The sequence below is a fragment of the Rhizobium rosettiformans genome, from assembly GCF_016806065.1.
In the GTDB taxonomy this organism is placed as follows: Bacteria; Pseudomonadota; Alphaproteobacteria; order Rhizobiales; family Rhizobiaceae; genus Allorhizobium.
The window spans coordinates 2,570,052-2,596,672 of sequence record NZ_CP032405.1; the positions used below are offsets into that span (position 1 = coordinate 2,570,052).

Here is a 26,621-nt window from a genome sequence, read left to right on the forward strand (position 1 = left end):
GCGGATGAACGAGGCAGATCGCGAGGGCCGCCGCACCTGGCGGTTCTGGGCCGCACTGGTTCTGGTGCCGGTGGCGCTCGTCATCCTGCTTTCGCTCGGCACGTGGCAGGTCAATCGACTGCACTGGAAAGAAAGCCTGCTCGCCGACATCCAGGAGCGCAGCAATGCAGCTCCCGTGGATATCGCGGGTTTGGAGCGCCTGATGGCCGAGGGCGGGGCGATCGACTATCGCCACGCCACCGTCAGCGGTCGCTACCTGCATGACAAGGAACGTCACTTCCTGGCGACCTTCGGCGGTCAGTCGGGTTTCTACCTCTACACTCCACTCGAACTCGCCGACGGGCGCTATCTCCTGGTCAACCGAGGCTTCGTTCCCTACGACCGCAAGGATCCCGCCAGCCGCACCGAGGGACAGATAGAGGGCGTGCAGACGGTCACCGGTCTTGCCCGCGCGGAACTCACGGAAAAGCCGTCTTCGCTTGTGCCTGATAACGACGAGCAGGCGAACATCTTCTACTGGAAGGATCTGGGCCGCATGGCCGCTTCCGTGGATCTGCCGGCCGATCGCGTTCTGCCCTTCTTCCTCGATGCCGATTCGACCCCGATAGCCGGCGGTCTGCCGAGGGGTGGCGTGACGCAGATCGACCTGCCCAACAACCACATGCAATATGTCATCACCTGGTACGGCCTGGCCGTCGCCCTCGTGGCCGTCGCGGTCGCAGGTCTGTTCAGGCGCAAAACCCGATAGTCCGAAGAGAGCTTTTCGGCTAAACACGCAAGGCCGAGCGGTCCCGATCGATCGCCGCCAAGGGGTACATGCATGTCCTATCTCGCTTCGACACTGGTCGCGCTGGTTGCGCTTGAACACATCTATATTCTGATCCTCGAGATGTTTCTCTGGACCACGCCCACCGGCCGCCGTGCCTTCGGCATGAAACCCGAACAAGCCGAAGCGACCAAGGTCATGGCCGCCAATCAGGGCCTCTATAACGGCTTCCTCGCGGCCGGCCTGATCTGGGGCCTGCTCCATCCCGATGTCGCCCTTGGTTTTCAAATTCAGTTGTTTTTCCTTGGCTGCGTACTGGTCGCCGGCCTATATGGGGGTGCAACGGCCTCGCGGAAGATCTTCGTCATCCAGGCGCTTCCCGCAGCCATCGCCATTATTGCTGTCCTGATTGCCGGCTGACCCGATGAACATGCACATGAACCGCCCCCCTCTGACGATCAGGCTCTGCGGCCCGCGCGGCTTTTGCGCCGGTGTCGACCGCGCGATCCAGATCGTCGTGCTCGCCCTCAAACGTTATGGCGCGCCGGTCTATGTCCGCCACGAAATCGTCCACAACCGTTATGTCGTGGAAGGGCTTGAGGCCAAGGGGGCGATCTTTGTCGAGGAACTCGACGAGATCCCAGCCGAGCACCGCCAGCAACCCGTGGTCTTTTCCGCCCATGGCGTGCCGAAATCCGTCCCGGAAGACGCGGCAAGCCGCAATCTCTTCTATCTCGATGCCACCTGTCCGCTGGTTTCCAAGGTCCACAAGCAGGCCATGCGTCACCAGCGCCTTGGCCGCCACGTGATCCTGATCGGCCATGCCGGCCATCCCGAAGTCATCGGCACCATGGGCCAGCTTCCGGAAGGCACCGTTTCCCTGGTCGAGACGGTCGAAGATGCCGATGCCTACCAGCCGGCGGACCCTGACAATCTCGGCTACGTCACCCAGACGACGCTTTCCGTGGACGACACCGCCGGCGTCATCGCCCGCCTGATGCAACGCTTCCCGAACCTGACTGCCCCCTCGGCCGACAGTATCTGCTACGCCACCACCAACCGCCAGGAAGCGGTGAAGGCGGCCGCTCCCGGCTGCGACCTCTTCATCGTCGTCGGTGCTCCCAATTCGTCGAATTCCAAGCGCCTCGTCGAAGTCGCCTTGCGGGCAGGGGCCACCCGCTCGATGCTGGTTCAGCGGGCCTCCGAGATCGACTGGTCCGAGATCGGCGAGATCGGAACGCTCGGCATTTCCGCCGGTGCGTCTGCCCCGGAAGTCATCGTTGACGAAATCATCGACGCCTTCCGCGAACGCTTCGATGCCAAGGTCGAACTGGCGATCACGGCGGAAGAGAACGAACACTTCCTGGTCAACCGCGAATTGCGCGATGTTGAACTGACCCGAGAGGATATGGCTTGGGTCAATGGATGACCGCCTCAGCAGCCTGAAATTTGAGGATATCGATTTTGAAAAAGATGGTTTCGTCTGGCCTCGTTTGCCTTCTGTCTCTCACCGCTTGTTCCACTTCGTCCGAAGCGCCGAAACCTGCAGCCAGTCCAGCCATCGAAGAAGCTTTCTTTGACTACACGCTCGAGGTCGGCAAGGCGCGCCTCCTGCAGCGCAAATGCCCGGAGCTCGCCATGAACTTCGATGGCCTGATGGCTGAACTCAGGTCGCGCCCGCAACTGGCCGGCTCACAGGGGCGGCTATCCGCCGACAGCATCGACAAGGGTCGGTTGGCGGACGCTTTCGATCGGTTCGAGAAACAGAACGGCCTGTACCGCGCCGATCAGAGCGCCTATTGCGCCTTCGGCAAGAAGCAGATTGCGGCCAAGACCAGAACCGGCCGACTGCTGCAGCTCCGGAGCAAATAGGACGACCGAGGTTTTTCGCGTTAGCGCCCCGTCGACGGGATCTTCGTTGCGATCCCTCCAGTCCGGTCGACGCATGCCAGCGCATCCATAAGGCGCATCGGGCGGCCATAGAGATAACCTTGGCCTTCCTGGCAACCGATCTCGCGCAAGACCCTCTCTTGCGCGACAACCTCTATCCCCTCGGCCACCGTGCGCAATCCCATCTCCCGGCTCATCGCAACCAGCGCCTTGGTGATCGCGGCATCCGAAGGTCGCGTGCGAATATCGCGGATGAAGCCGCGATCGATTTTGAGGGTGGTCAGCGGATAGCGTTGCAGCGAACTCAAGGACGCAAAGCCGGTCCCGAAATCGTCGAAGGCGACACCCACGCCGAGGTCGCGGATTGCCTTCAGGGCCTGGACGCTTGCATCCGCATCGTTCAGCGCCACCTGTTCGGTGATCTCCAGTTCGAGCCACTCGGGCGCCACATGATGGCGTTCCAGCGCCTCTCCGACGCGGTCGCACAGATGCGGCGACCGGAACTGTTGCGGAAAGAGATTGACGGCGATCCGGTATCGGCCGTCCGGTCGATTAACGAGCGCAGCCATCCGGCACGCCTCTTCAATGGTCCACCAGCCGATATCGCAGGCAAGCGAGCTCTGCTCCAGAGACGGCAGAAAGGCGCCCGGCAAAAGCAGGCCGAGCTCGGGATGGTTCCAGCGGATCAGCGCTTCGAAGCCCACAACGCTGCGTGTCGCAAGGTCGACCTGCGGCTGGTAGAACATCTCGAATTCATCATTCTGCAGCGCGCGACGCAGCCGGTCGCGCATGTCGCGTTTGGCCTGGCTTTCGTTGCGCATGGATGTCTCGAAGAAGCGATAGGCTCGGCCACCGGCCGCCTTGGCGCGGTAGAGGGCGAAATCAGCCGAGGCCAGCAGTTCTTCCGCTTCGCCGCCATGCGAGGGCGAAAGCGCAATCCCGATGCTCGCCCCCAGTTCGAGCTCCAGACCTCCGAGGCTGAAAGGCTTGCGGAATGCTTCGAGGATCCGCGCTGCCTCGCTTTGTGCAAAGAGCGGATCACCACTGTCAGGGAGGAGCACCGCAAACTCGTCGCCGCCGAGGCGTCCGATCACCGCGTTCTCTCCAAGCAGATAGGGTAGCCGCACACCGACTGCTTGCAACAGGCTGTCACCGACAAGATGGCCATGCGTATCGTTGACGTCCTTGAAGCCGTCGAGATCCATCATCAGGAGCGTGCAGGCAGCACCCAAGGATAGCTTTTCAGCCAGAACGCTCATGAATTCGTGCCGGTTGTGCAGCCCGGTCAAAGTGTCGTGCGAGGCAAGGCGCATCAACCGCGCATCCCGCTCGCGCCGTTCGGAGATGTCGCGAATGGTGCCGCCGGCCCAGAATTGACCCTGTTCACTCCAGGTGGCGAGCGTGATTTCAATCGGAAACTCGCTGCCGTCGCTTTTGATCGCGCACACTTCGACGGCTCGTCCGGCAAGGCCGGGCTTCGAGCCCCCTGCAACATTGGACATGCCCGCCGTATGCGCGCCCCGCATGCGTTCGGGAATGATCCGCGTAAGAGGTTGGCCAATGATATTCTCCGGCAGATAGCCGAACATGTCGCAGAAGGCCGGATTGGCAAAACGAATGGTCCCGGACCGATCTGCGACGATGAGCGCGAGATGCATGGCCTTGGCAAATTCGTCAGCCAGTCGCGGCGAGTCCGGTAGATTCATGGTTGCGCCCCGGTTTCATGAATACCGACCAAAGTAGGGGGCTGAGATTAGGGAAAGGTAAAATTCGAGATCGGGCTTCAATCCGAGCTTGCGGAGAGCAAGGAGACGGGAGTGCGCAGCGCGACCCCCGGCCTGCAAGCACCATTTCCTGTGCCCCGTGTCGCAGCAGGGCTGGCATGCCCGCCGCGCCCGTTATAGGACTGCTGTCATCCCCGAAGCGGCACGGAACCAACGCTGTGGCAGTCTATACCGATATCAACGAAATCGACTTGAAGGCCTTCCTGGCGCAGTATGAGGCAGGCGAGCTGCTCTCCTACAAGGGCATCGCCGAAGGCGTGGAGAACTCCAACTTCCTGCTGCACACCTCGAAGTTTCCGCTGATCCTGACGCTCTACGAGAAGCGGGTCGAAAAGTCGGACCTGCCTTTCTTCCTCGGCCTGATGCATCATCTCTCCGAGCGCGGCCTCAATTGTCCGCTGCCCTTGCCACGCAAGGACGGCGAGCTGCTCGGAGAACTCTCGGGCCGCCCGGCCGCTCTTATCTCCTTCCTCGAAGGCATGTGGCTGAGAAAGCCCGAGGCGCAGCATTGCCGCGAGGTGGGGGCTGCTCTTGCCAAGATGCACATCGCCGGCGAAGGCTTCGAACTCACGCGACCAAATGCCCTGTCGCTCGAAGGCTGGCAGGTGCTCTGGGCGAAGTCCGAGGCACGCGCCGACGAGGTGGAGGAGGGGTTGGAGGCCGAGATCGGCGCTGAGCTGGATTTCCTCTCCATCCATTGGCCGAAGGACCTGCCGGCCGGCGTCATCCATGCCGATCTCTTCCCGGACAATGTCTTCTTCCTCGGTGATACCCTGTCAGGCCTGATCGACTTCTATTTCGCCTGCAATGACCTTCTGGTCTATGACCTCTCGATCTGCCTGAATTCCTGGTGCTTCGAAAAGGACGGCGCCTACAACATCACCAAGGGCAAGGCGATGATCGAGGGCTACCAGTCGGTCCGTCCGCTCTCGGCCGCCGAAATCGAGGCTCTGCCGATCCTCTGCCGCGGTTCTGCTCTCCGCTTCTTCCTGACCCGCCTCTATGACTGGCTGACGACGCCGGCAGGCGCCTTGGTGGTGAAGAAGGATCCGCTCGAATATCTGAAGAAGCTGCGCTTCCACCGCGCGGTCACCAACGCCTCCGAATACGGACTGATTGCATGAAACATGTCGAGATCTACACAGACGGCGCCTGCTCGGGAAATCCCGGCCCCGGAGGCTGGGGCGCGGTGCTGCGCTACGGCGAGGTAGAAAAGGAGCTTTCCGGCGGCGAGGCGGATACCACCAACAACCGGATGGAACTGCTCGCCACGATCACCGCACTGAATGCGCTGAAAGACGCCTGTGAAGTCGACCTCTACACCGACAGCAAATATGTCATGGACGGCATCTCCAAGTGGATCTTCGGCTGGAAGAAGAACGGCTGGAAGACGGCCGACAAGAAGCCGGTGAAGAATGGCGAACTCTGGCAGGCGCTCGACGTCGCCAATCAGCGCCACAAGGTCAAGTGGCACTGGGTCAAGGGCCATGCCGGTCATCCGGAAAATGAACGCGCCGACGAATTGGCGCGCAAGGGCATGGAGCCCTTCAAGAAATCGGGCGGCTTTCCCAAGTCCCTGATGGTGAAGTGAGCTGAGTGGGAAAGGGCAAGGCGCGTCCTCATCCCCTTGCCCTTTCGCCCGTTGCCCCTATGCTCCGGTCAAAACACCATCACGGGAGACATCCATGATCCAGCACTGCGTGTTCTTGCGCTTCAAGGCCGCTGTTCAGGAGGCCGAAAAGCAGGCGATCTATGCGGCCATTTCCGATCTGAAGGACGTGGTACCAGGCATGCTGGAGGTGAAGGCCGGGGCAAATGTCTCGCCGGAAGGGCTGGCAGGCGGCTATAACGATGGCTTCATCGTCACCTTCGAGGACGAGATGGTCCGAGACTATTACCTGAAACATCCGAAGCATGTTGAAGTCGGCGAACGCATCGTCGGCGCGACCGATGGCGGGCTGGCCGGCATCCTCGTCTTCGATCTGGCGTACTGACCCTTCCCAAAACGAGGAGAGGCCCGGTTTCCCGAGCCTCTTCAGTTCTAAAATCTCTCTTGCGGGCTCAGGCGCTGAGCTGCTCGATCATCGTTGCAGCCGAGGAAACCGTCGCCTGGCCCGGGTTCTCCTCGATGTTGAGGCTCTTCAGCACGCCGTCTTCGACCAGCATCGAATAGCGCTTCGAGCGTACCCCTAGCCCGCCGCCCGACAGGTCGATGTCGAGGCCGAGTGCCTTGGTGAAGGAGGCGTCCCAGTCGGCGAGGAAATGGATCTTGCCCTGGCCACCCGAATGCTGCGCCCAGGCGCCCATGACATGCCAGTCGTTGACAGAGACGACGGCGATGTCGTCGACGCCCCGCGCCATCAGCGCATCACGGTTTTCCAGGTAACCCGGCAGGTGATTCAGCGTGCAGGTGGGAGTAAACGCGCCCGGAACGGCGAAGACGACGACCTTCTTGCCCGCGAACAGCTGTTCCGTGGTGATCTCCACCGGACCATCGGCGGTCTTTTCCTTGAAGGTGGCCTGGGGCAGCTTGTCGCCAATGGCAATGGTCATGAAATCGTCCTCGCTTGGTTGCTCCATCCAGAACCCCTCCGAATGGCAATCGAGGCGAATATAGGAATGGGTCAATCAAAGGCAAGCGTGGTTTCCATGGTCCTGTCGCCGCTGACCACGAGAATTCCCCACTGCTTGCCGGCGATCTTGTATTTCTTCGGCAACTTGCCGATCGGCAATGTCAGAACCGTCTCGCCATCGGCGCCTCGGGAGGCAACGGAATGGGTGAAGACATGGCCGCTTGGCCCGCTCACAAAAGCCTTCGGACTGACCGCGTCAGCAGGCATCTTGAGCCGGACGACGAGCTCCCTTTGATCTGCGCCGAGTTGGTGGTCGACGACGTGAAACTCGGGCGAGGGGCCGGGCGGCACCTGGGCCTGGGCGGAGCGAACAAGCGCTGTTTCGACAGAATTGGCGATCCCGTCTTCGTCCGGCGGCACGCTGAGATCGGCCTGGAAGGGAATGCAGATGTTCTGGCAGACCCCGACAAAGGCACTCAGCGTCACGGCGGTGTCATCGGGCGCGTTCTTGAGGGTGATCGGCAAGGTCACAGGATGGTCATAGCCGACATCGGTCATGTCGCCATTGGTCAGGACCTTGGGCACGGGAAAGCCGACACGTTCGACGGTGTAGGCGGCGCCCGGCGCCGGCGTGATTGCGGGCGGAATGCCGACATCGCCCGGCTCTTTCCAATAGGTGATCCAGCCCTGTTTGGGCTCGATTACGAGCGCACCATGTCTCGTCCCGTCGGCCTCCTTGGGAAGCAGGATCAGGCGCATCCGCCCGCCTTCGTTCAGGGCCCAGTCGCTGCTCGCCGCAAGTGACGGCATGGCGGGGAAGAGCGAGACCAGGCCGATGGCTGCCGCAACCATCCATGCGCGGCTGCCGCGGGAAATGACTGAGAGATTGGAACAAGACATCGCGAAGTTCATTCTGGGGGTCATGTCTCCGGCTCTAGAAGATCGTCGTCGGCTTGGCCAGTCACGCTTGCTTCATGGTCATCATTTTGGGTTGATCGGAACCCGCTTCTGGCCCATCTTGAATGGGAGACTACATCTGAACCACGCGTGAAGCCGATTGCCGACAAGGCGAACCAAGGAGGCGGGCATGGCATTGTCGTCGAAAACCGATCTGAGAGAACGCGGCTTCCTGGATGGACAGCTGCTGATTGCCATGCCGGGCATGCCCGATGGCAATTTTGCCCGCGCGGTCGTCTATATCTGCGCCCATTCCGATGCCGGCGCCATGGGCTTCATCATCAACCGTTCGCAATCGGTGACCTTCGCCGATCTCCTCCTGCATCTGGAGCTGATCGACCGCAACGATGCCATCATGCTGCCCGATCACGCCCGGCATTTCCCCATCCAGTGCGGCGGCCCGGTCGAGCAGAACCGCGGCTTCGTGCTGCATTCGGACGACTATCTGTCGGATAGCTCCATCCCCGTCAGCGACGACATCTCGCTCACCGCCACGCTCGACATCGTCCGCGCGATCTCGGATGGCCGAGGTCCCCGCCACGCCACCATGCTGCTCGGCTATGCCGGCTGGGGCCCGGGGCAGCTGGAAGAAGAGATCGCCCAGAACGGCTGGCTGCATTGCGCGGCCACCGAAAGCCTGATCTTCGACCGTAGCCTGGATAACAAATACGACCGGGCGCTGGGGCTGATGGGCATCAATCCCGCGATGCTGTCCATGGATGCCGGCCACGCTTGAGGGCCGGCGGGGAGGCGGTAACTCCGTCTCTCACGCCCGCTTCATCAGCGGAAACCGTTCCTTCAACAACCTCAGCACCGACTCGGCGCCAAGCGGCGGTCCGAACAGATAGCTCTGGCCGTAGTCGCAGCCCATCATGGCGAGGTCGGCAGCATCCTGGTCGGTCTGGATGCCCTCGGCCACGACCTGCATGTCGAGCCCGCGGGCCATCGAGACGACGGAGCGCAAGAGCACGGACTTCTTGTCCGACTGGTCGCAGACCAGCGCCTTGTCGAGCTTGATCGTGTCGAAAGGGAAGCGGGTGAGATAGGCGAGCGACGAATAGCCGGTGCCGAAATCGTCGAGCGCCAGGCTGATGCCGGTGTCCTTCAGCTTTTCCAGCATCAGGCGCGCCTGTTCCGGGTTTTCCATCACGACGCTTTCGGTCAGCTCCAGCTTGATCCGCTTCGGATCGCACTGTGTCTTCACCAGCATGGCGCGGATGTCGTTATAGATCTCGCTCGAAATCAGCTGGGCCGAGGAGAGGTTCACCGAGACGAAGACCGGAAGCTCGCCGGTCTGGCGTTCCCACTCCATCAGGTCGCTGGAGGCGCGCTCCAGCGCGAACATACCGAGCGGCTCGATCAGGTCGGACATTTCCGCGATCGGAATGAATTCCGTCGGCGAGATATTGCCCCGCTTCGGATGATCCCAGCGCATCAGCGCCTCGAAACCAGCGATCTCGCCATTGGAGAGATTGACGATCGGCTGATAGGCCATCGACAGCTCCTTGCGCTCGATGGCGCGGCGGAGATCCGTTTCGAGCTGCAGCCGGTCGGTGCTGACGGTGCGGAACGCCGGGCGGAAAGGCTCGACGCGATTGCCGCCTGATCGTTTCGCCCGGTACATGGCAAGCTCCGCATCGGCAAGCAGGCTCGCGGCACTTTCCTGCTGGTCGACCCAGGAGACAAGGCCGATCGAGGCCGTCAGGCTGATCTCGCGATTGGCAAAGTTGAGCGGCACCATGATCGCCTTGGAAACGGCATCGGCAAAGTCGGCGATCTTGGCCGGATCCTTTTCCGACACCAGGATCAGGCCGAATTCGTCGCCGGAAAGCCGCGCCAGCGTATCCTGAGGCTTCAAGAGCCGGCGCAGGCGGCGCGTGATCGCGATCAGGATATTGTCGCCGGCCGCGATGCCAAGAGCGTCATTGACCTGCTTGTAACGGTCGATGTCGATGGCAAGAACGGTGGGTCGCACGCTGTCGGAGGTGGAAGCCAGCGACAGGATCGCCTGCAGCCGGTCGAGGAAGACTTCGCGGTTCGGCAGGCCCGTCAGGTTGTCATGCATGGCATCGACCAGCAGCCGGTCGATCGAGTTCTTCTGCTCGGTGACGTCAATGATCGTGCCGACACAGCGGATGACTTCGCCATTCGAGCCGAGCACCGGCCGTGCGCGGATCTTCAGCCAGTGGAAATGCCCATCTTCGGCGCGAATTCGGAATTCGTGGCTGAGGCGGCCCTTGCGATGCTCCAGCAGCACGTCGAGCGTCGCGCGGAAGCGATCGCGGTCGTCTGGATGCAGGCGCGGCAGCCAGTTGCGGGCAGGGCCGTGCATGGTGCCGGGCGACAGGCCGAGACGTATCGAGACGTCAGGGCTCGTCACCACGCGGTCGCGCGCCACGTCCCAGTCCCAGACGGTGTCGCCAGAACCGGTCAGCGCCAGCGACTGGCGTTCGAGATCGGAGAACAGGCCCTGCTGATAGGCGCCGCCGGCAAAGGCGTGCTGCATGACGGTGAAGCCGATCAGGAGAACGATGAGAACCAGACCACCGCCAAGCGCCGGCTGGATGATGTCATTGTCAAGCTGGCCGGTCACGGTCAGCCAGCCGGCGAAGAGCCAGACGAGGATCAGGGCCCAGGTCGGCACCAGAAGCACGGCCCGGTCATAGCGATTGAAGCCGAGATAGATGATCAGACCGATGCCGACCACGCCCGTCAGCGCAAAGGAAACACGCGCAATGCCGGCCGCAATCGACGGGTCGAAGATCGCCACGCCGAAGAGAACGGTCAGGCCAAGCATCCAGGCAAGCGTCGCGTAGCCGAGATGCACGTGCCAGCGATTGAGATTGAGATAGGTGAACAGGAAGATCACGAGCGATGAGGCAAGCGCGACCTCCGCCCCCGCACGCCATATTCTGATGTCGGAGGAGGTGAGCGAGATCAGCTTTTCGAGGAAGCCGAAGTCGACGCAGATATAGGCAAGAACCGCCCAGGCAAGCGCTGCCGCCGCCGGCAGCATGGACGTTCCCTTGACCACGAAGAGGATGGTAAGGAAGACAGCCAGCAGGCCGGCAATCCCAAGCACGATGCCGCGATAGAGTGTGAAGGCGTTGACCGTGTCCTTGTAGGCGTCCGGTTCCCACAGATAGATCTGCGGCAATTCCGGCGTCGCGAGCTCGGCTACAAAGGTAATGACGGTGCCGGGATTGAGCGTGATGCGGAAGACGTCGGCATCGGGGCTTGGCACGCGGTCGAGCGCAAAGCCTTCCGACGGCGTGATCGCCATGATGCGCTGCGAACCGAGATCCGGCCAGAACATCCGGGAGCCGGAAAGACGGAAATGCGGTGCGACGATGACGCGCTCCAGCTGTTCTTCCGAGACATTGGCGAGCGCGAAGACCGCCCAGTCGCCCTGGTGCTCCGGCGAGCTCGAGCGCACCTCGATGCGTCGGCGAATGCCATCAGCGCCGGCTGCGGTCGAGACCTGAAAGGCCTCGCCTTGGTTCGTATAGATCTCGGTCGTGGCCGTGAGGTCGAGTGCGTTGTCGTCGCGCGCAATCTTCACCGGCTCGACGGCGAAGGCCGCCGATGCGGCGAGGCACAGATAGGCTGTCGTAAGCGCAGCAATCCACAGGGCGGCGAGGCGAGGCACGGCGCGCGAAAGGGTTCGGGTATTCGTCATGAGGGCGTCTTGCCGTTCCGCGCCTTATGGCCGCCGATCCGGGAATACAGCAGATGGTCGCGCCATTCCCCGTTGATTTTCAGATAATCGCGCAAAAGACCTTCCCGCTCAAATCCCGCTTTTTCGAGTAGCCTCAGGCTGTTGACGTTGTCCGGAATACAGGCTGCTTCGATACGGTGCAACTCGAGTGGCCCGAAGATGTAGGGAATAGCCAGTTGAAGTGCGGCAAACATGTGGCCCTGGCCGGCATGACGTTCGCCCATCCAGTAGCCGATCATGCAGCTTTGTGCCGCTCCGCGGCGGATGAGACCGATGGTAAGCCCGCCCAGCAAGGTGTTCTCGGCCCGATCGAAGACAAAGAAGGGCACAGCCATGCCGGAGTGAAATTCCTGTTCATTACGCAGGACACGCTGCCGAAACGCGCGCTCGGTCAGTTCATCAGTGCGCCAGGACGGCTCCCATGGCTGCAGGAAGGCGCGGCTCTCTTTGCGCAGCTGGTGCCATTGCTCGAAATCGCGGAAGCGGGGCAGGCGAAGGAGATGATGTTCGCTGGCAATCTCCGGCATATCCGGCTGCCGGGACAGAAACCGAAACACAGAGCGCGTCATCGTCAATCCCCAAGCGATGTCCGGCGGGGTCCCCGCCGGTCGCGGTCTATGCCGGCGGCCTTTAGCCGACGGCCTTGCGGATACCGGCAGGCTGTGTGGTCAGCGCGCCCTTGATATCGTCGAGCGGAACCAGGTGGTCCATCGGGCCGATGGCCGACAGCGTCGGAACCGTGTCGAAGAACAGGCGACCGGCAAGGTCGGTCAGGCGTTCGGTGGTGATGCCGGCAAGCCGTTCCATCATTTCCTGGTTCGGAATGGTGCGTCCGTAGAGCATCATCTGCCGGGCGATCTGGCCGGCACGAGCGGCCGGGCTCTCCTGGCCCATCAGAAGCTGGGCGCGGATCTGCGCCCGCGAGCGCTCGATTTCCTGCTGATCGATATGGTCGGATGCCTTGCGCAGCTCGTCGATGATCACGGGCACCAGTTCCGGCAGGTTCTCGCCGCCGGTCGCGGCATGAATGCCGAAGATGCCGGTATCGGAAAAGCCCCAGTGGAAGGCATAGACCGAATAGCAAAGGCCACGGATCTCGCGCACTTCCTGGAAGAGGCGGGACGACATGCCGCCGCCGAGAATGTTTGCGAGGATCTGCGAGCAGTAGAAATCGCGCATGTGATAGGCCTTGCCCTCGAAACCGAGCAGGACCTGGGTATCCATCAGGTCGCGTTCCTCGCGGGACTCGCCACCGGTATAGTGGGCGGCATCCATCACCGGCGTCGCAGACGGCTTTGTCGGCAGCGAGGCGAAACGCTGCTCCACCTGCTTGACGAAGGCATCGTGGTCGACCTTGCCGGCGGCCACGACGAACATCCGGTCGGTCGTGTAATTGCGCGACAGATAGGCGCGGATCTGGTCGCTGGAGAAGGATTGCACCGTCTCTGGCGTGCCGAGAATGCTGCGGCCGATCGTCTGGCCGCGATAGGCCTGTTCGGAGAAACGGTCGAAGACCACGTCGTCTGGCGTATCGTCGGCCGCGCCGATTTCCTGCAGGATGACGTGCTTCTCGCGCTCCAGTTCCTCCTCGTCGAAGACGCTGTCCGTCAGGATGTCGGCGAGAATATCGACCGCGAGCGGCACGTTGTCCTTCAGAACGCGGGCATAATAGGAGGTCGTTTCCGTCGAGGTGGCGGCGTTCACTTCGCCGCCGACATTCTCGATTTGCTCGGCGATCTGCCGGGCCGTGCGCGTATTCGTACCCTTGAACGCCATGTGCTCGAGCAGATGCGCAATGCCATGCTCGGCTTCGGTCTCGTTACGCGAGCCGGACTTGATCCAGGTGCCGAGAGCCACGCTTTCCAGATGGGGCATGTTCTCGGTTACGACAGTCAAACCCGATGGAAGCCGGGTGCACTCAACATTCATGGTCCGTCTTTCTGCACTTCCTACCTGACTGCTCGCGCCTGTTTACCGACAAAGCTTTCGATGGCTTTCAGTTCCGCGGGCAGGACTTCGAAGCGCTCCTCCCTGTCCATCAGATCAGCAAGCCACGCCGGAAGCGCGGGGTCAATACCGGAGGCCGATTTTACTGCGGCGGGGAACTTGGCCGGGTGTGCCGTCGCCAGAACCACCATGGGGCTTTGCGGCTTTTCGAATTTTTTCGCGACATGCACGCCGACGGCCGTATGCGGATCGAGCAGGTAGCCGGTCTCGTCGAGAACGGCGCGGATCGTCTTCGCCACTTCCTTCTCAGTCGCGCGTCCTGCGCGGAAATCCTTGCGGATGAACTTGAGAGCTTCCGGCTTGATCTCGAAAGCGCCGGACTGCTTTAGCCCCTCCATCGACGAACGGATGGCAGAGGCATCGCGGCCATAGGCCTCGAACAGCAGCCGCTCGAAGTTCGACGAAATCTGGATGTCCATCGATGGCGACGTGGTCGCGGAGACGCCCTTCATTTCGTAGCGACCGGTCTTCAGCGTGCGCGCCAGAATGTCGTTGTCGTTGGTCGCGATGACAAGCTTGTCGATCGGCAGGCCCATTTTCTTGGCGACGTAACCGGCAAAGATGTCACCGAAATTGCCGGTCGGCACGGTGAACGACACCTTGCGATCGGGGGCGCCAAGCGCGACTGCAGAGGTGAAGTAGTAAACCACCTGTGCCATGATGCGGGCCCAGTTGATCGAGTTGACACCGGAAAGACCGACGCGATCCCGAAACGGTACGTCGTTGAACATCGCCTTCACCAGGTTCTGGCAGTCGTCGAAATTGCCTTCGACGGCGATGGCATGAACGTTTTCATCCTTCGACGAGGTCATCTGGCGCTGCTGCACCGGAGAGACCTTGCCGTGGGGGAAGAGGATGAAGATGTCGGTGCGCGCGCGACCGGCAAAGGCGTCGATCGCAGCACCACCGGTGTCGCCCGACGTCGCGCCGACGATCGTCGCCCGTTCGCCGCGCTGTTCCAGAACATGATCCATCAGCCGGGCTATCAGCTGCATCGCCACGTCCTTGAAGGCGAGCGTCGTGCCGTGGAAGAGTTCGAGCACGAAGGAATTCGGCCCGGTCTGCACGAGCGGCGCCACGGCCGGATGCTTGAAGGTCGCGTAAGCCTCGTCGATCATCGCCCGGAAGACCTCCGGCTCGATCTCGCCATTGGTGAAGGGCAGCAGAACCTCGAAGGCGACGTCCTCATAGGACTTGCCACGCAAGCCGCGGATCGCCTTTTTCGACATCTGCGGCCATTCGCGCGGCACGTAGAGACCGCCGTCACGGGCAAGGCCCGCCAGCAATGCGTCACAAAAGCCGAGGCTCGGGGCCTCGCCGCGGGTCGAAACATATTCCACGTCGCTCATCCCTAAAGTTCAAGAATTCGGAGCCGAAGCCGCCGTCAAATCTATGGCGTTTCGGATAAAGAGGTTTGCCCGTTTGCGCCAGTGCACCGGCCAGGATTTCGCAAGCCCGGCAGTCCTGCATGCCCGCGCTGATGTGGAGACTCCTGCCGGCTCTCGAAGGTCCATCGAAAATTGAAGCAAATTGCCGGCTACCCAATCGATTTTTGTCGTGGCCGCTGGTATAGACCATCCGCGAGGGCGCTGAAAAGCCTCAAGTTTGACTGTTTTTCGGCCTTGGGCCGAGCATGCGGAAGGTGAAGTCTCGTGTCTGTAAACGTGTCGCGCGGTGTTGTCGCCGTCTCGCTGATGATGGTTCTCTCGGGCTGCAATGCCGGCGGTATCGGCAGTAGTCTTGGCCTTTCGCCATCGGAGCCAGGCAACGCGGCTGCAGCCGCGGATCGGCAGGCTTTCGTCCAGGGTTTCTGCCCGCAGATCTCGTTGCGTGACGGCACCGCCTCCTATCGCACCTATGCGCGCGGCAAGGATGGTGACGCCGAACAGGTCATCTTCCAGGCCTCGCTCGCCGACACCACGCGCTCCTGCGCTCGCACCGAAACATCGTTGACGATCAACGCGCTTGTGCAGGGGCGCCTCGTCGCAGGCCCGCAGGGCAAGGCCGGCACGATCAATCTGCCGGTGCGCGTCACTGTCGTGGATGGCGGTCAGGAAGTCTTCAACGAGGTCGAGCAGTATGCCGTGACGCTTGCCGACGTGAACCAGCCGACGCAGTTCATCTACAGCAAGGTGGCAACCGTTCCCGGCAATATCTCCGGCACGGCCCGCGTCTTCATCGGCTTCGAACAGCCGAAGAAGAAGTAACCCTTTCAAGGGAATTCGGCTGGTCGAAAGATTGGGGTCTCATCCGACCCCTTTCTCAACCAAGCGATAGCTTGCTCTCGACAGCGATGAGGCGAGTGTTCAGGTCCTCCGCGATGCGCATCGCGTTTGCGGCGTCCTGAAGTGCAGTCAGCACCTCATTGTACTGCCCGACAACTTCAATCTGGGTGCGCTTGATGTCGCGGGATCGCTCGTCGAGCATGGTTTCCGCCTCGTCCAGTCGGGAAATGATCGCACCAAGTCGGGTGGACGTCTCGCTATGATGTTGGGACGCCAGTTCATGCAGGGAGTTCATCTTGCGATTGAGCTTCGTGATTTCGATCTCTATGGAACCGAATTTCTCGATAGCCGCCTCTACCATGCTCAATGTCCGCCTTTGGCCATTGAAGACAGATTCAATCAGTGCGAGCAGCTTGGTCTCATCCATGCCAGTCATGCCGAAATCCTCAGGTTTCAAGGCAATATGGCATCCAGTCACGTTTAGGACAAGAAAAGCGTCATCGATGCGATCGGCTACGCCTATGAGCGCCGCGTCAGGGCCACCAGATAGCGGGTTGCTTGCTCGCTGCCGTTGACGAACACGCAATCGCTGGGCGCGCCGAGTTGCAGGCAGTCACCCGTCGAAAGCTGATGGCTACGTGTGCCTTCGATAAAGTCGAGGCGACCTTCGAGCACGTAGATCTGCTGGTGCTGGAAGCTGAAGGCAGAGGCCGGGTAGGGCACTCGGACACCAGGCGGCAAAACCACTTCCAGAAGTTCGAGTTGGCCGCCATTGGCGGGGGAAAGCGTGCGCCTCGTATAGCCCGTGTCCGGATCGGTCCAGAGCGGCTGCTCCTCGCGGCGCGTCAGCCGATCCCCCTCGCGTTCGGCAAGGGCAAGAAGAACGGAAAGCGGCAGGCCGAAGGCGCCGGAGAGGCGGCCGAGCACGGTCGCCGTCGGGCTCGCCTCGCAGCGCTCCACCTTGCTGATCATCGCCTTCGAAACACCCGATCGCGCCGCGAGTTCTGCAAGCGACCAGCCACGCGTTTCCCGCTCCAGCCGGACGCGCTCGGCGATCGCCCGCGCCTGGCGGTCCTCGGTGTGAGCATCATCTCTGTGCACGGTGTTCATCATCTCGCCCCTTGCCAAATGATCCGGCTGCGTCTTCTATAGTGGACGGGAACATACGATAGATGACGGCGCATCCACAAGTCGCCGCCTGTCGACAAAAGAGAGGGACGAATACGAGCATGGCACGCGAAATCCGTTTCAACGCCTTCGACATGAATTGCGTCGGTCATATCCAGCAGGGACTCTGGAGCCACCCGCGCGACCGCTCGATGGAATATACGAGCCTCGCCTACTGGACCGATTATGCAAAACGCCTGGAGGCGGGCCTGTTCGATGGTATCTTCCTCGCCGATGTCGTCGGCATTTACGACGTTTTGAGCGGCAGTCCGGCGCCGGCGCTCCGCGGTGCCGTGCAGGTGCCGGTCAACGACCCCATGATGCTGGTTCCGGCCATGGCCGCGGCCACCCGCCATCTCGGCTTCGGCGTCACGGCCAATCTCACTTACGAACAGCCCTTCCTCTTTGCCCGCCGCATGGCAACGCTCGATCATCTGACCGGTGGCCGCATCGGTTGGAACATCGTGACCGGTTATCTCGACAGTGCGGCCCGCGCCATCGGCCTCGATGGCCAGATGGCCCATGATGATCGCTACGATCTCGCCGACGAATACATGGAGGTGATCTACAAGCTCCTCGAAGGAAGCTGGGAGGACGGCGCCGTGGTGGCTGACAAGGCGGCAAAGGTCTATGCCGATCCGCAGCGCGTCCATCCCGTCCATCATCATGGACGCCAATACAAGGTCGATGCCTATCACCTCTCCGAACCCTCGCCGCAGCGAACGCCGGTGCTCTATCAGGCCGGGTCCTCGCCGCGTGGCCGACAGTTCGCCGCAACCCACGCCGAATGTGTCTTCGTCAACGGTCAGAAGAAGGAAGGCGTGCGCGAGATCGTCACCGACATCCGTGCGCGTGCCGAGGGCTTGGGACGGCATGGCGATGACATCAAGGTTTTCCTTGGTGCCACCATCGTCACCGGCCGCACCGAAAAGGAGGCACGCGACAAGTTCGAGGACTACCGCCAGTACGTGAGCTCCGAGGCCGCGCTCACCCATGCAGCCGCCTCGATGGGCATTGATTTCGACAAGTTCGACATGGACGAACCGGTCGAGACGGGCAAGAGCCAGGCGATCACCTCCAATATCAAGGCCATGGACCGCGCGGCCGGACCGCAATGGACGAAGCGCAAGCTGATCGAGCAGATGGTGCTCGGCAGCCGCCAGCCGCCGCTCGTCGCCTCCGCCGACCAAGTGGTCGACTGGCTAGTTGATTGGGTCGAGGACACCGGCGTCGACGGCTTCAACCTGTCGCGCACGGTCGTGCCGGAATGCTTTGACGACATCATCGAGCTGGTCGTACCCCGCCTGCAGGAGAAAGGTCTCTACAAGACCGAATACCGCGAAGGGCCGCTGCGGGAAAAGCTCTTCGGCAACGCCCGTCTGACCGATCGCCACATTGCCTCCACCCACCGGCATCAGCGGGGCTGATCACGTCTTTCTCATGTTGTGCAAGGCATCGGTCCGGGCCGGTGCCTCGCCTTGCTCTCTCTGCTCGGCGGATGCTAGCGTGCAATCCATATGGCGGAGCATGCCTGCCCCCTCGGGATGCACGCGCTGGCATTGAGAGGGAGTGGGGCACCAAGGCGGTGTCCCCGGGGAGGCCTTGTTGAAAATTGCTGTCGTGAGAAACCCAATTGCGGGCGGCCGAGCCGGCCAGAAGCAATGGGCTCCCTTGCTTGCCGCCTTCCGCCATCGTTTCCCGGATCTGGAAATCCATGAAAGCCGCTCCAGCGGGGATGCCCGCAGGCTCGCCCGCGAGCTTGCCGCGGGGCCTTATGACGTCATCGTGGTGGCAGGTGGTGACGGCACGATCAGCGATGTCGTCGATGGTGTGCTGACCTCGTCGCGCCCCGAGATGCCGCTCGCCTTTCTGCCGATCGGCACGGGCTGCGATTTCATCCGCAACTTCAAGCTCCCGAGCGATCCGGCAGCCCTCGCAGAGCACATCACAAACGCCTCGGTCCGCCGGATCGATGCCGGGCTGCTGGTCAGCCGCGATGCATCCGGACACGAGCAGCGCCGCCACTTCGCCAACATCGCCAGTGTCGGCATCTCCGGCGAGATCGTCGATGCTGTGAACGCGCCCGGGCGCAAACGCATATTGAACGGTCCCGTCCGGTTCCTCGTCCATGCGGCGCTCGCGATCCTGCGCTATCGTCCCTATGATTTCGAAGTGCTGATCGATGGCATGCAGGTGCATCAGGGTCTGCTGGCGATCGCGGCGATTGCCAATGGCGGCTGGTTCGGCGGCGGCATGAACATCACGCCGGATGCCGATGTCGCCGATGGCCTGTTCGACATCGCCGTCATGCGCGAGGAAAAGATCCTCGGCCTTCTGAATTTACTGGGACGCCTGCATTCCGCCGGCCATGTCGGCCATCCGCTCTTGAGTTTTCACAAAGGACGTCGCGTCGAGGTGCGGCCGCGCGATCCCAAGCGTTTCCCCGTCGAAATCGACGGCGAAATGCCGATCCGGGGCGGTTTCGTCGCGGAAATCCTGCCCCAGGCACTGACCATCCGGACCTGAGCCCGGCGATCGTCAGAAAATTAGAACGCGCCTTCCCACTCGGCCATGGCGGCGATCACGCCCGGCAGATCCTGCATGCGGGCAATCACGGTCTCCGCGCCGGCATCCGTCAACCGGTCTGCATGTGAAGGATAGGTATGCGACGCACCGGTAAAGCCGATGACGCGCATGCCGGCTTCGCGCGCCGCATGCACGCCGTGAACGGAATCCTCGATGACGATGCACTTGGACGGGCTGACATTGAACTGCTTGGCACCATGCAGGAAGATATCAGGCTTCGGCTTGACCCTGTCAGCACCGAGATCCTTCGCCGAATAGATATGCGGGGCGAAGAACTCCTTGAGGCCGACCTTGGTCAGCATCATGTCGAGGCGATGCGAGGACGAGTTCGAGCAGATGCAGCGCGGACCCGCGAGCCGCGCCAGCGCATATTGCACGCCTTCGATCGCCTTCACCTCGCGGGCAAGCCTCTGGTCGAGCAGCTGTTCCGATTTGTCGATCAGGCTGGCCGAGAGCGGGATATCGATCTCCTTCTCGATCGACAGGAGAATGTTCTTCCAGGTCATGCCGGCGAAGCGCTCGCCCATCTCCTCGACCGAGATCGGATAACCGGCCTCCGTCAGAAGCTTCGATTCGACCTTGGCCGCAATGATCTCGGAATCGACGAGCACGCCGTCGCAATCGAAAAGGGTGAGATCGAAGCCGCTCATGGAAATATCCGTCCTGTGGTCCTGAAGAAGGCGGCTTCCTACACGATCGGGAGGGCGAGGACAATCACGCGTCATGCAGGGCTGCCGTGCTGAAGATCGCAGGGCCGTCTAGTTTCCACCCTCAGCCATAGCAAGCAGCACGACCTCGAAATCCTGGGGGTAGCGCTTGAGCCCGCCGTCCTTCTCCATCATGTCCGCGAGCCACACGCCGTCGGCAGCAAGCCGCACGGCAACGAGCCGCTGATCGCCATCGGTTTCGGCATGCCGCGCCATCCGCCCGTCGAGCCAGGCCGACCACAGGGCGCGCAGCGCCGGTTCCGAAACGATCGCAACCGAAAGCGCACCCCAGAGGCTGCGGTCGCCGAGCAGGCGGTCCGAGAAGCAAGCGCGCACATAGGCCCGCGTGAACCGTCCCCGCGATGCGGGATCATCCGCCAGAGTCCGGTCGATTTCCTGATCCATCTTGTCGAGAAGATCCTCAAAGACGGCGGCCAGCAGCGCCTGCTTGCTGTCGAAATGATGCAGCAGTCCGCCCTTAGTCACCCCGGCGCGCTCGGCGACTGCCTGGATGGTGATCGCCGACGCACCCTGTTCGGCAGCGATCTGCGCCGCACAGTCCAGCAAAGCCCGGCGCACCTGCTCCGGCTGTTTCTTGCGGTGATGCGCGGAAAGCGTTCTGTCTCTGCGCGAGGGAGAGGCCGCCATCAGTGCGACACCGTGCTCGACAGCGTGTTCATCACGATGACGCCGGTAACGATCAGGGCGATGCCCACAAGCGCCGCCATGTCCAGGCTCTGCTTGAGGTAGAACACGCTGATCAGAGCCGTCAGCACGATGCCGAGCCCGCCCCACATGGCATAGGCGATGCCGAGCGGCATGCCCTTCAGCGCTTGCGACAAGAGGTAGAAGGAGGCGACATAGAACATCACCATGCCAGCCGTCGGCAGAAGCTTGGTGAACTGCGCCGACTTCTGCAGCAAGGTGGTGCCGATCACTTCGAGCACGATGGCGGCGGCGAGTGCGCCATAGGCGGTCAATACGGGGTTCATGGACAGAGCTCCGGAAATGGGACGGCTTAAACATACCGTATGGTCGGTTTGTTCGGCAAGCGCGCCCTGGATGCAAAAGCGAGGCGGTCCCTGCAATCTGCAGGAGGTCAAAAATTAATTATAGAACACAATATTAACATATCACAATTTCGCCGAGTTCCGCGAGCGAGCTTGCCCTCGGCCGTCCGGCCACCCCATCATCAACAGGACATCCAGCATGTGCCAGGAATGCGAAACGCAAGGTCTCAACCGTCGCAACCTTTTCAAGCTCGCCGGCGTCGGCCTGACCACGGCCGCCCTCATCGGCAGCGCGCCCGCGCGCGCCGCCGCCACGGCGCCCTCCAGCTCATCGGTGACGACGCCGGCAGAAGCGCTGGCGCGGCTGAAGCAGGGAAATAGGCGTTTCGTCGAGGATGCCGAAGCCTGCGCCTCCAACCTTGTGGCGATCCGCGGCGAACTGGCCGGCGGCCAGCAGCCCTGGGCCACGATCCTCACCTGCTCGGACAGTCGCGTCAGCCCTGAACTGGTCTTCGGCGGCTCGACGCTCGGCGAACTCTTCGTCATCCGCAATGCCGGCAACGTGCTCGATACCGGTGCGCTTGGCACGATCGAATACGGAACAGAACATCTGAAGTCGCCGCTGGTCGTCGTCATGGGTCACAGCAAATGTGGCGCCGTCACCGCCGCCTGCGACGAAGTCACCAAGGGTGCCGTGCCCGGCGGTTCGATCGGCAAGATGGTTCAGCCGATCCTTCCCGTCGTGCTCTCCGCCAAGGACAAGGGCGATGGGCTTGTTGCCGAGACGGTCCGCCTCAACGCGATCTCCGGCGCTCGTCGCATCGCCGATGAAAGCCATATCGTCAGCGAACTGGTGACCTCTGGCGCGGTCCGTGTTGTGGCAGCCGTCTATGACATCGCCAGTGGCGAAGTCGAATTCATCGAAGACATCTGAGCAAAGAGGGCAGGGGGCAGTAATGCCCCCTCCAGCGCCGGTGTACGCAGCTTGTTCTCGGTTCAGTCTGCTGCCGGAAACATCGGGAGAAACCGCCTCGCGGAAAAGTTCATCAGGCTCTCGGTCATTGCCTTGACCTGCCGATCCTCGGCACGAACTTGCGATGTGGCCGATGCTTTCGCAGGGAAAGCAGCCTAAGAACGAGGCGCCGCAAAGTATCCCACGCCCTCGGCAGGATAGTGGTCGCCAAACCTGGTGAGCACAAAGGTTGGTGAGAACTGTGTTGCCTTACGCGTCAAGGTTTGACTGTCCCTTGATGAAAAAGCATTTGCCATTTGCACCCGTCATATTTCCAAATGGAGCTTCTCAGCACACACTGCAACGAACCATTGGCTGTAGAGCGTTTGGTCTCGTAGGTGAGCAGCACAGCATCGCTGGAAATCGGTTTCAATGCGTAGTTCGCTGTCTCCAGATTGTTTCCGCCGGTTCCAGGCTCTCGCTCCAGCAGTTCCATGATGGTCGTCCGGTCGTAGACGCTCCCGGACGCTCCAATTTCCATGAAGCCGTCAGCGAGCAGGATTTCTAAAGTTTGCCGGCAGCGTCTCGTGCCGGGCTGATGAAGGGCTTCTTCCAATGACTGGATTTCCTCGAGGCTGGGAATGCTGGTCAATGTCTTACCTCGCTGGCACTATTGTCTAACCTGCTACCTGCACGCGACGGGCAACTGCCTTGGCTCTGTTCCCTTTTCTACCTGCGTCCGTTCAGTCTGCTGCCGGAAACATCGCCAGAAATCGCCGCTCGCCCTCGGGTGAAAACCGGATGATCCGGCTCTCCTCCACCCGCCTTGCATGGCCACGATCGAGGAAATGCGAGAGCAGTGCCGCCCCGAGCGAGCCCGCGAGATGAGTGCGCCGTTCACTCCAGTCGAGGCATCCGCGACAGAGCGGCCGCCGCTTGGCTCTGAGGCTGGCGATATCGAGACCCTGACCCGCGAGCAGGGTCTCGCCCTCGGCCGTCAGCGACAGCGCCTCGTCCTCAGCTCGGATCGCGCCTTGCGTGACCAAGCTGTCCAGCATCCGTACGCCGAAATCGCCGGCCAGATGGTCGTAGCAGATCCGCGCCTTGCGCAGTTCCGGCTCCTTCGGCCCGGTGCGGTGGCGCAGGTGCCCGCGCGTCGCCGAAAAACTCATCAGGCTCTCGATCATCACGCCCACCTGATCATCCGCCAGCGCGAAATAGCGATGCCGCCCCTGTTTACGCTGGGCAAGCAGGCCACCCTCTTCGAGCTTCGACAGATGTGAACTTGCCGTCTGCAGCGTGACGCCGGCAGCGCCTGCCAGTTCCGTTGCCGTCAGCGCTTTGCCGCCGATCAGCGCCAACAGCATGTTGGAGCGGGCAGGATCGCCGATCAGCGAAGCGATGCGCGCGATATCAGGTCCTTCCGCCATATTCGTCTCCGTGAGCCAGTAGCAGTCGCATGTCCAGTGTAGTCGATGCTTCGATCCCGGTCGAACTATCGAGTATACACAATGCTTGCGAGACTTCGATGCCGATCGAAGCATCGCCTTGTGTCGCCATGGCAAACCCACCTCGCAAACCACGAGGAGCCAACATGATCACCTGCATCATCCGTTACCGCATCGACCCCTTTGGTCGCGACGACTTCGCCACTTACGCCCGCAACTGGGGCGAGGCGATCCCTCGCTGCGGCGCCGACCTCGTGGGCTATTTCGCTCCGCATGAGGGGTCTGCGAGCACGGCCTATGGCATCTACAACATCGAAAACCTCGCAGCTTATGAAGCCTACCGAGCAAGGCTTGCTGCCGATCCGCTCGGCAAGGCCAATTATGAATTCGCCAGGAACGCCCGCTTCATCCTGGAGGAAGATCGCCTCTTCCTGAAGAAAGTTTCCAGCTCGCCATCGTCGAAGGTTCAGCCATGATCGCCGTCATCTTCGAGGTGGTGCCCTTCGTCGGCGAGCGCCATCGCTATCTCGATCTCGCCGGCGAATTGCGAGAGCAGCTGGAAGCGACCGACGGCTTCCTCTCCGTCGAGCGTTTCGAAAGCCTGACGACCCGCGGAAAGCTCCTGTCACTGTCCTTCTGGCGCGACGAGGAGGCCGTGCGCCGCTGGCGCGAAACGGAAGAACACCGCGCTGCCCAGATCGCCGGACGAAGCGGTGTCTTCGCCGCCTATCGCCTGCGCGTCGCCCAAGTGCTGCGCGACTACGGTCTTGAGGATCGTGCCGAGGCGCCGGAGGACAGCCGCGCACGGCACGGGTGAGAGGAGGACAGGTGATTGCCACAGCTCGCACGTCGTCGCCATCGACTGAAGGGCCACGACACCGGCCTCCCTCGACAAGCCGCCACCTGCTGACTATGCAGGAACCCATGCCCAAGACGCGCGACGATTCCTCGAAGGACACGGTGGCGAGCCGCATCAGCCGCGCGCTGGCGGAGCGCATCATCCATGGCGAACTGGTGCCTGGATCGCGTCTCGCGCAGGATCATATCGCCGAGGAATTCGGCGCAAGCCATGTGCCCGTGCGCGAAGCCTTCCGCCGGCTGGAGGCGCAGGGCTTGGTCGTCTCGCTGCCCCGTCGGGGCGTGCGGGTCGCAAGTTTCGACCTGAAACAGGTGCGCGAAGTGGCCGAGATGCGCGCCGCCCTTGAGGTCCTGGCGCTCCGCCACGCCGCCCCGAACCTCACGCCGGAGGTGCTGGCCGCCGCCGAACAGGCCGCAGCTGACGCGGACGACGCCAAGGATGTGCGCAGCTGGGAGGAGGCCAACCGCCGCTTCCATCGTCTGATCGTCTCGACCTGCGGCATGCCGCGACTGCTGTCCGTGATCGACGATCTCCACGCCGTCTCCGCCCGCTTCCTCTTCGTCGCCTGGCGCGCCACCTGGGAAGCCCGCACCGACCACGACCACCGCGCCATCCTCGAAGCCCTGAAATCAGGCGACCCTGCAGAGGCTGTCCGCATTCTCGAGCGCCACGTCCAGTGGATCGGCCGCGCGCCAATGCCTGTGCCGGGTCGCGCCGAAACCGAAGGCTTTGCCATCGTCGGTTAAACTCCCACCTCCCCTTAAGGGGGGCGCCGCAAAGCGGTGGGTGGGGGTGACCTCGCTGACATGTCAAGCTTCCACCTGCTTCGATCGCTGCCGTATCGGCTTCGTTTTCTGGAAACGTCGGGTTACCCCACCCCGGACCTTTGGTCCGACCCTCCCCCTCAAGGGGAGGGTGTTGGCGGCGTCTATCATTGACCAGCCCTCGTCCTGAGGCGGGAGCGAATGCTCCCCTCGAAGGACGAGGGGCTCCTCCATGGTCTCGCCCTTCGAGGCCTGCTGGCGCAGGCACCTCAGGGGGAGGGTTTGCGCGCTCAGCCCCTCATCCGCCTGCCGGAACCTTCTCCCCGCATGCGGGGAGAAGGCCGAAGCGCCGACCACGCGTGCCACCCTCTCCCCGCCTCCGGGAAGAGGGGAGGGGTGAGGGGCAAGGTGCCATCCCTCAGTATAAAATTATAGATAAAAGGGACTAACTGCCACCAGATCGTGCCGCGATCACCAAATCCAATCCCTAGTTTAGCAATCTTGCCCAAGATTCCTCAACCCAACACCTTGGCATCCGCCGATTCCATAGATAAAAGATTCTTCGTCACTTCAAATTATCTATAAAATGGAGTTTGCCCATGACGACCATTCTCGCGCCCGCTACTCGCGGTTTCGATCCGCTCGGCATATCGGGCCGTTCGCTTCCCATGCAGGCCTCCCTTCTCCTCTTCGGCACGGGCGTGCTGGCGCTTGCCTCGCAGATCTCTGTGCCCATGGTGCCGGTGCCGATCACCATGCAGACCTTTGCGCTCACCATGATCGGTGTGCTCTATGGCTGGCGTCTCGGCGCACTGACCGTGCTTGCGTGGTTGGGGGAAGCGCTGATGGGCCTGCCGGTGCTGGCCAATGGCAGCGGCGGTCTTGCGCCCTTTGTCGGCCCGACGGCCGGCTATCTCGCAGCCTTCCCGATCATCGCAGCGCTCGCAGGCTACCTCGCCGAAAAGGGCTGGACGGGCAGCCACGTGGTCAAGAGCTTCATCGCCCATCTCTCCGCCAACATCCTGTGCTTGTGCATCGGCGGCGCCTGGCTTGGCTATCTGATCGGTGCCGAAAAGGGCTTGAGCCTCGGCGTCACACCCTTCATCCTCGGTGCCGTCCTGAAATCCGCGCTCGCTGCTGCTCTGCTGCTGGCGCTGGCCCGCCGCCAGACGAGCAGGCTCGACCTCTGAGCGCCTGACAACAGACTG

The 26,621-nt window shown here is 62.1% G+C and carries 30 protein-coding genes; 16 read left to right on the forward strand and 14 right to left on the reverse strand.

The annotated features are described in order from the left end of the window. Positions 1 to 4 precede the first annotated feature (4 nt). From D4A92_RS12360 to D4A92_RS12375, 4 genes are all read left to right on the forward strand, one after another. Entirely contained in the window at positions 5 to 748 is a 744-nt protein-coding gene (locus D4A92_RS12360) for an SURF1 family protein (protein WP_203013521.1), read from the forward strand. A 72-nt stretch (positions 749 to 820) separates the two neighbouring features. Then, positions 821 to 1,186 (forward strand): DUF1304 domain-containing protein, encoded by a 366-nt coding sequence (locus D4A92_RS12365; RefSeq protein ID WP_203013523.1) that lies wholly within the window; start codon positions 821 to 823, stop codon positions 1,184 to 1,186. Positions 1,187 to 1,196: 10 nt separating this feature from the next. Then, the gene (gene ispH / locus D4A92_RS12370; RefSeq protein ID WP_425958356.1) at positions 1,197 to 2,195 is read left to right on the forward strand and encodes a 4-hydroxy-3-methylbut-2-enyl diphosphate reductase; all 999 of its coding nucleotides are present in this window, start codon (positions 1,197 to 1,199) and stop codon (positions 2,193 to 2,195) included. Positions 2,196 to 2,239: 44 nt separating this feature from the next. Beyond that, on the forward strand, positions 2,240 to 2,638 hold the full coding sequence (locus D4A92_RS12375) for a DUF5333 family protein (RefSeq protein ID WP_246754108.1): 399 nt from the start codon (positions 2,240 to 2,242) through the stop codon (positions 2,636 to 2,638). 20 nt (positions 2,639 to 2,658) lie between these two features. Here D4A92_RS12375 and D4A92_RS12380 read toward each other — a convergent pair whose 3' ends face one another. Beyond that, positions 2,659 to 4,362: a putative bifunctional diguanylate cyclase/phosphodiesterase gene (locus D4A92_RS12380; protein WP_246753934.1), complete on the reverse strand. Its 1,704-nt coding sequence runs from the start codon at positions 4,360 to 4,362 to the stop codon at positions 2,659 to 2,661. Between the two features lie 236 nt (positions 4,363 to 4,598). Between D4A92_RS12380 and D4A92_RS12385 the strand changes: the two genes are divergently transcribed. The 3 genes from D4A92_RS12385 (at position 4,599) to D4A92_RS12395 (ending at position 6,434) form a co-directional block, all read left to right on the forward strand. After that, complete coding sequence (locus D4A92_RS12385) at positions 4,599 to 5,564, forward strand: homoserine kinase (protein WP_203013529.1); 966 nt, start codon at positions 4,599 to 4,601, stop codon at positions 5,562 to 5,564. Next, the gene (gene rnhA, locus D4A92_RS12390) at positions 5,561 to 6,031 is read left to right on the forward strand and encodes a ribonuclease HI (RefSeq protein WP_203013531.1); all 471 of its coding nucleotides are present in this window, start codon (positions 5,561 to 5,563) and stop codon (positions 6,029 to 6,031) included. The genes D4A92_RS12385 and rnhA overlap by 4 nt, the downstream gene beginning before the upstream one ends. Positions 6,032 to 6,125: 94 nt before the next feature. Continuing rightward, positions 6,126 to 6,434 (forward strand): Dabb family protein, encoded by a 309-nt coding sequence (locus tag D4A92_RS12395; protein ID WP_203013533.1) that lies wholly within the window; start codon positions 6,126 to 6,128, stop codon positions 6,432 to 6,434. A gap of 67 nt (positions 6,435 to 6,501) precedes the next feature. Here D4A92_RS12395 and D4A92_RS12400 read toward each other — a convergent pair whose 3' ends face one another. Both D4A92_RS12400 and D4A92_RS12405 read right to left on the reverse strand, forming a co-directional pair. Then, positions 6,502 to 6,993: a peroxiredoxin gene (locus D4A92_RS12400; RefSeq protein WP_203013536.1), complete on the reverse strand. Its 492-nt coding sequence runs from the start codon at positions 6,991 to 6,993 to the stop codon at positions 6,502 to 6,504. A gap of 71 nt (positions 6,994 to 7,064) precedes the next feature. Beyond that, positions 7,065 to 7,937, reverse strand: coding sequence for a protein-disulfide reductase DsbD domain-containing protein (locus tag D4A92_RS12405; protein ID WP_246753935.1), 873 nt, complete (start codon positions 7,935 to 7,937; stop codon positions 7,065 to 7,067). Between the two features lie 163 nt (positions 7,938 to 8,100). On the opposite strand from D4A92_RS12405, the gene D4A92_RS12410 reads away from it, so the two are divergent. Beyond that, positions 8,101 to 8,706 carry a YqgE/AlgH family protein gene (locus D4A92_RS12410; protein ID WP_006726783.1) on the forward strand — a complete coding sequence of 202 codons (606 nt, stop codon included), beginning with the start codon at positions 8,101 to 8,103 and terminating at the stop codon, positions 8,704 to 8,706. Positions 8,707 to 8,736: 30 nt separating this feature from the next. On the opposite strand, the gene D4A92_RS12415 is transcribed toward D4A92_RS12410, so the two are convergent. From D4A92_RS12415 to thrC, 4 genes are all read right to left on the reverse strand, one after another. Then, the gene (locus tag D4A92_RS12415; RefSeq protein ID WP_203013539.1) at positions 8,737 to 11,649 is read right to left on the reverse strand and encodes an EAL domain-containing protein; all 2,913 of its coding nucleotides are present in this window, start codon (positions 11,647 to 11,649) and stop codon (positions 8,737 to 8,739) included. Then, positions 11,646 to 12,257 (reverse strand): GNAT family N-acetyltransferase, encoded by a 612-nt coding sequence (locus D4A92_RS12420; RefSeq protein WP_203019940.1) that lies wholly within the window; start codon positions 12,255 to 12,257, stop codon positions 11,646 to 11,648. Before D4A92_RS12420 ends, D4A92_RS12415 begins: the two co-directional genes overlap by 4 nt. 61 nt (positions 12,258 to 12,318) lie before the next feature. Then, complete coding sequence (locus D4A92_RS12425; RefSeq protein ID WP_203013543.1) at positions 12,319 to 13,617, reverse strand: M16 family metallopeptidase; 1,299 nt, start codon at positions 13,615 to 13,617, stop codon at positions 12,319 to 12,321. 20 nt (positions 13,618 to 13,637) lie between these two features. Continuing rightward, positions 13,638 to 15,044: a threonine synthase gene (gene thrC, locus D4A92_RS12430; protein ID WP_203013545.1), complete on the reverse strand. Its 1,407-nt coding sequence runs from the start codon at positions 15,042 to 15,044 to the stop codon at positions 13,638 to 13,640. Between the two features lie 303 nt (positions 15,045 to 15,347). On the opposite strand from thrC, the gene D4A92_RS12435 reads away from it, so the two are divergent. After that, on the forward strand, positions 15,348 to 15,902 hold the full coding sequence (locus D4A92_RS12435; protein ID WP_203013548.1) for a hypothetical protein: 555 nt from the start codon (positions 15,348 to 15,350) through the stop codon (positions 15,900 to 15,902). Between the two features lie 55 nt (positions 15,903 to 15,957). On the opposite strand, the gene D4A92_RS12440 is transcribed toward D4A92_RS12435, so the two are convergent. Together D4A92_RS12440 and D4A92_RS12445 are read right to left on the reverse strand one after the other, a co-directional pair. Then, positions 15,958 to 16,356, reverse strand: a complete 399-nt coding sequence (locus D4A92_RS12440) for a hypothetical protein (protein WP_203013550.1) — start codon at positions 16,354 to 16,356, stop codon at positions 15,958 to 15,960. A gap of 83 nt (positions 16,357 to 16,439) precedes the next feature. Beyond that, positions 16,440 to 17,030, reverse strand: coding sequence for a helix-turn-helix domain-containing protein (locus D4A92_RS12445; RefSeq protein WP_246753936.1), 591 nt, complete (start codon positions 17,028 to 17,030; stop codon positions 16,440 to 16,442). A 119-nt stretch (positions 17,031 to 17,149) separates the two neighbouring features. On the opposite strand from D4A92_RS12445, the gene D4A92_RS12450 reads away from it, so the two are divergent. Together D4A92_RS12450 and D4A92_RS12455 are read left to right on the forward strand one after the other, a co-directional pair. Further along, positions 17,150 to 18,514 (forward strand): LLM class flavin-dependent oxidoreductase, encoded by a 1,365-nt coding sequence (locus D4A92_RS12450; RefSeq protein ID WP_203013553.1) that lies wholly within the window; start codon positions 17,150 to 17,152, stop codon positions 18,512 to 18,514. Positions 18,515 to 18,692: 178 nt separating this feature from the next. Further along, positions 18,693 to 19,613, forward strand: a complete 921-nt coding sequence (locus D4A92_RS12455) for a diacylglycerol/lipid kinase family protein (protein ID WP_246753937.1) — start codon at positions 18,693 to 18,695, stop codon at positions 19,611 to 19,613. 20 nt (positions 19,614 to 19,633) lie between these two features. Here the strand turns inward: D4A92_RS12455 and D4A92_RS12460 are convergent, their stop codons facing one another. From D4A92_RS12460 to D4A92_RS12470, 3 genes are all read right to left on the reverse strand, one after another. Next, positions 19,634 to 20,323 carry an HAD family hydrolase gene (locus D4A92_RS12460; protein ID WP_203013556.1) on the reverse strand — a complete coding sequence of 230 codons (690 nt, stop codon included), beginning with the start codon at positions 20,321 to 20,323 and terminating at the stop codon, positions 19,634 to 19,636. A 108-nt stretch (positions 20,324 to 20,431) separates the two neighbouring features. After that, positions 20,432 to 21,028: a TetR/AcrR family transcriptional regulator gene (locus D4A92_RS12465; protein ID WP_203013559.1), complete on the reverse strand. Its 597-nt coding sequence runs from the start codon at positions 21,026 to 21,028 to the stop codon at positions 20,432 to 20,434. After that, positions 21,028 to 21,372: a DMT family transporter gene (locus tag D4A92_RS12470; protein ID WP_203013562.1), complete on the reverse strand. Its 345-nt coding sequence runs from the start codon at positions 21,370 to 21,372 to the stop codon at positions 21,028 to 21,030. The genes D4A92_RS12465 and D4A92_RS12470 overlap by 1 nt, the downstream gene beginning before the upstream one ends. Before the next feature lie 217 nt (positions 21,373 to 21,589). Here D4A92_RS12470 and D4A92_RS12475 point away from each other — a divergent pair, with 217 nt between their 5' ends. Next, positions 21,590 to 22,324, forward strand: a complete 735-nt coding sequence (locus D4A92_RS12475) for a carbonic anhydrase (protein ID WP_203013565.1) — start codon at positions 21,590 to 21,592, stop codon at positions 22,322 to 22,324. 295 nt (positions 22,325 to 22,619) lie between these two features. Here the strand turns inward: D4A92_RS12475 and D4A92_RS12480 are convergent, their stop codons facing one another. Together D4A92_RS12480 and D4A92_RS12485 are read right to left on the reverse strand one after the other, a co-directional pair. Continuing rightward, on the reverse strand, positions 22,620 to 22,994 hold the full coding sequence (locus tag D4A92_RS12480) for a DUF4440 domain-containing protein (RefSeq protein WP_246753938.1): 375 nt from the start codon (positions 22,992 to 22,994) through the stop codon (positions 22,620 to 22,622). Positions 22,995 to 23,085: 91 nt separating this feature from the next. Next, the gene (locus tag D4A92_RS12485) at positions 23,086 to 23,772 is read right to left on the reverse strand and encodes an ArsR/SmtB family transcription factor (RefSeq protein ID WP_203013568.1); all 687 of its coding nucleotides are present in this window, start codon (positions 23,770 to 23,772) and stop codon (positions 23,086 to 23,088) included. 164 nt (positions 23,773 to 23,936) lie between these two features. Between D4A92_RS12485 and D4A92_RS12490 the strand changes: the two genes are divergently transcribed. The 4 genes from D4A92_RS12490 (at position 23,937) to D4A92_RS12505 (ending at position 26,603) form a co-directional block, all read left to right on the forward strand. Beyond that, positions 23,937 to 24,266 carry an NIPSNAP family protein gene (locus D4A92_RS12490; protein ID WP_203013571.1) on the forward strand — a complete coding sequence of 110 codons (330 nt, stop codon included), beginning with the start codon at positions 23,937 to 23,939 and terminating at the stop codon, positions 24,264 to 24,266. Beyond that, a complete protein-coding gene (locus tag D4A92_RS12495; protein ID WP_203013574.1) occupies positions 24,263 to 24,607 on the forward strand; it encodes an antibiotic biosynthesis monooxygenase family protein in 345 nt (114 codons plus the stop codon). The genes D4A92_RS12490 and D4A92_RS12495 overlap by 4 nt, the downstream gene beginning before the upstream one ends. A gap of 107 nt (positions 24,608 to 24,714) precedes the next feature. Beyond that, positions 24,715 to 25,395, forward strand: coding sequence for a GntR family transcriptional regulator (locus tag D4A92_RS12500; protein ID WP_203013577.1), 681 nt, complete (start codon positions 24,715 to 24,717; stop codon positions 25,393 to 25,395). A gap of 617 nt (positions 25,396 to 26,012) precedes the next feature. After that, positions 26,013 to 26,603, forward strand: coding sequence for a biotin transporter BioY (locus tag D4A92_RS12505; RefSeq protein ID WP_203013580.1), 591 nt, complete (start codon positions 26,013 to 26,015; stop codon positions 26,601 to 26,603). Positions 26,604 to 26,621: the final 18 nt, after the last annotated feature.

Bases quoted from the DNA above. Each gene is read 5' to 3' on its own strand.
- D4A92_RS12360 (WP_203013521.1), top strand. From the start codon at position 5: ATGAACGAGGCAGATCGCGAGGGCCGCCGCACCTGGCGGTTCTGGGCC.
- D4A92_RS12365 (WP_203013523.1), top strand. From the start codon at position 821: ATGTCCTATCTCGCTTCGACACTGGTCGCGCTGGTTGCGCTTGAACAC.
- ispH (WP_425958356.1), top strand. From the start codon at position 1,197: ATGCACATGAACCGCCCCCCTCTGACGATCAGGCTCTGCGGCCCGCGC.
- D4A92_RS12375 (WP_246754108.1), top strand. From the start codon at position 2,240: ATGGTTTCGTCTGGCCTCGTTTGCCTTCTGTCTCTCACCGCTTGTTCC.
- D4A92_RS12380 (WP_246753934.1), bottom strand. From the start codon at position 4,362: ATGAATCTACCGGACTCGCCGCGACTGGCTGACGAATTTGCCAAGGCC.
- rnhA (WP_203013531.1), top strand. From the start codon at position 5,561: ATGAAACATGTCGAGATCTACACAGACGGCGCCTGCTCGGGAAATCCC.
- D4A92_RS12395 (WP_203013533.1), top strand. From the start codon at position 6,126: ATGATCCAGCACTGCGTGTTCTTGCGCTTCAAGGCCGCTGTTCAGGAG.
- D4A92_RS12400 (WP_203013536.1), bottom strand. From the start codon at position 6,993: ATGACCATTGCCATTGGCGACAAGCTGCCCCAGGCCACCTTCAAGGAA.
- D4A92_RS12405 (WP_246753935.1), bottom strand. From the start codon at position 7,937: ATGACCCCCAGAATGAACTTCGCGATGTCTTGTTCCAATCTCTCAGTC.
- D4A92_RS12410 (WP_006726783.1), top strand. From the start codon at position 8,101: ATGGCATTGTCGTCGAAAACCGATCTGAGAGAACGCGGCTTCCTGGAT.
- D4A92_RS12415 (WP_203013539.1), bottom strand. From the start codon at position 11,649: ATGACGAATACCCGAACCCTTTCGCGCGCCGTGCCTCGCCTCGCCGCC.
- D4A92_RS12420 (WP_203019940.1), bottom strand. From the start codon at position 12,257: ATGACGCGCTCTGTGTTTCGGTTTCTGTCCCGGCAGCCGGATATGCCG.
- D4A92_RS12425 (WP_203013543.1), bottom strand. From the start codon at position 13,617: ATGAATGTTGAGTGCACCCGGCTTCCATCGGGTTTGACTGTCGTAACC.
- thrC (WP_203013545.1), bottom strand. From the start codon at position 15,044: ATGAGCGACGTGGAATATGTTTCGACCCGCGGCGAGGCCCCGAGCCTC.
- D4A92_RS12440 (WP_203013550.1), bottom strand. From the start codon at position 16,356: ATGACTGGCATGGATGAGACCAAGCTGCTCGCACTGATTGAATCTGTC.
- D4A92_RS12445 (WP_246753936.1), bottom strand. From the start codon at position 17,030: ATGAACACCGTGCACAGAGATGATGCTCACACCGAGGACCGCCAGGCG.
- D4A92_RS12450 (WP_203013553.1), top strand. From the start codon at position 17,150: ATGGCACGCGAAATCCGTTTCAACGCCTTCGACATGAATTGCGTCGGT.
- D4A92_RS12460 (WP_203013556.1), bottom strand. From the start codon at position 20,323: ATGAGCGGCTTCGATCTCACCCTTTTCGATTGCGACGGCGTGCTCGTC.
- D4A92_RS12465 (WP_203013559.1), bottom strand. From the start codon at position 21,028: ATGGCGGCCTCTCCCTCGCGCAGAGACAGAACGCTTTCCGCGCATCAC.
- D4A92_RS12470 (WP_203013562.1), bottom strand. From the start codon at position 21,372: ATGAACCCCGTATTGACCGCCTATGGCGCACTCGCCGCCGCCATCGTG.
- D4A92_RS12475 (WP_203013565.1), top strand. From the start codon at position 21,590: ATGTGCCAGGAATGCGAAACGCAAGGTCTCAACCGTCGCAACCTTTTC.
- D4A92_RS12485 (WP_203013568.1), bottom strand. From the start codon at position 23,772: ATGGCGGAAGGACCTGATATCGCGCGCATCGCTTCGCTGATCGGCGAT.
- D4A92_RS12490 (WP_203013571.1), top strand. From the start codon at position 23,937: ATGATCACCTGCATCATCCGTTACCGCATCGACCCCTTTGGTCGCGAC.
- D4A92_RS12495 (WP_203013574.1), top strand. From the start codon at position 24,263: ATGATCGCCGTCATCTTCGAGGTGGTGCCCTTCGTCGGCGAGCGCCAT.
- D4A92_RS12500 (WP_203013577.1), top strand. From the start codon at position 24,715: ATGCCCAAGACGCGCGACGATTCCTCGAAGGACACGGTGGCGAGCCGC.
- D4A92_RS12505 (WP_203013580.1), top strand. From the start codon at position 26,013: ATGACGACCATTCTCGCGCCCGCTACTCGCGGTTTCGATCCGCTCGGC.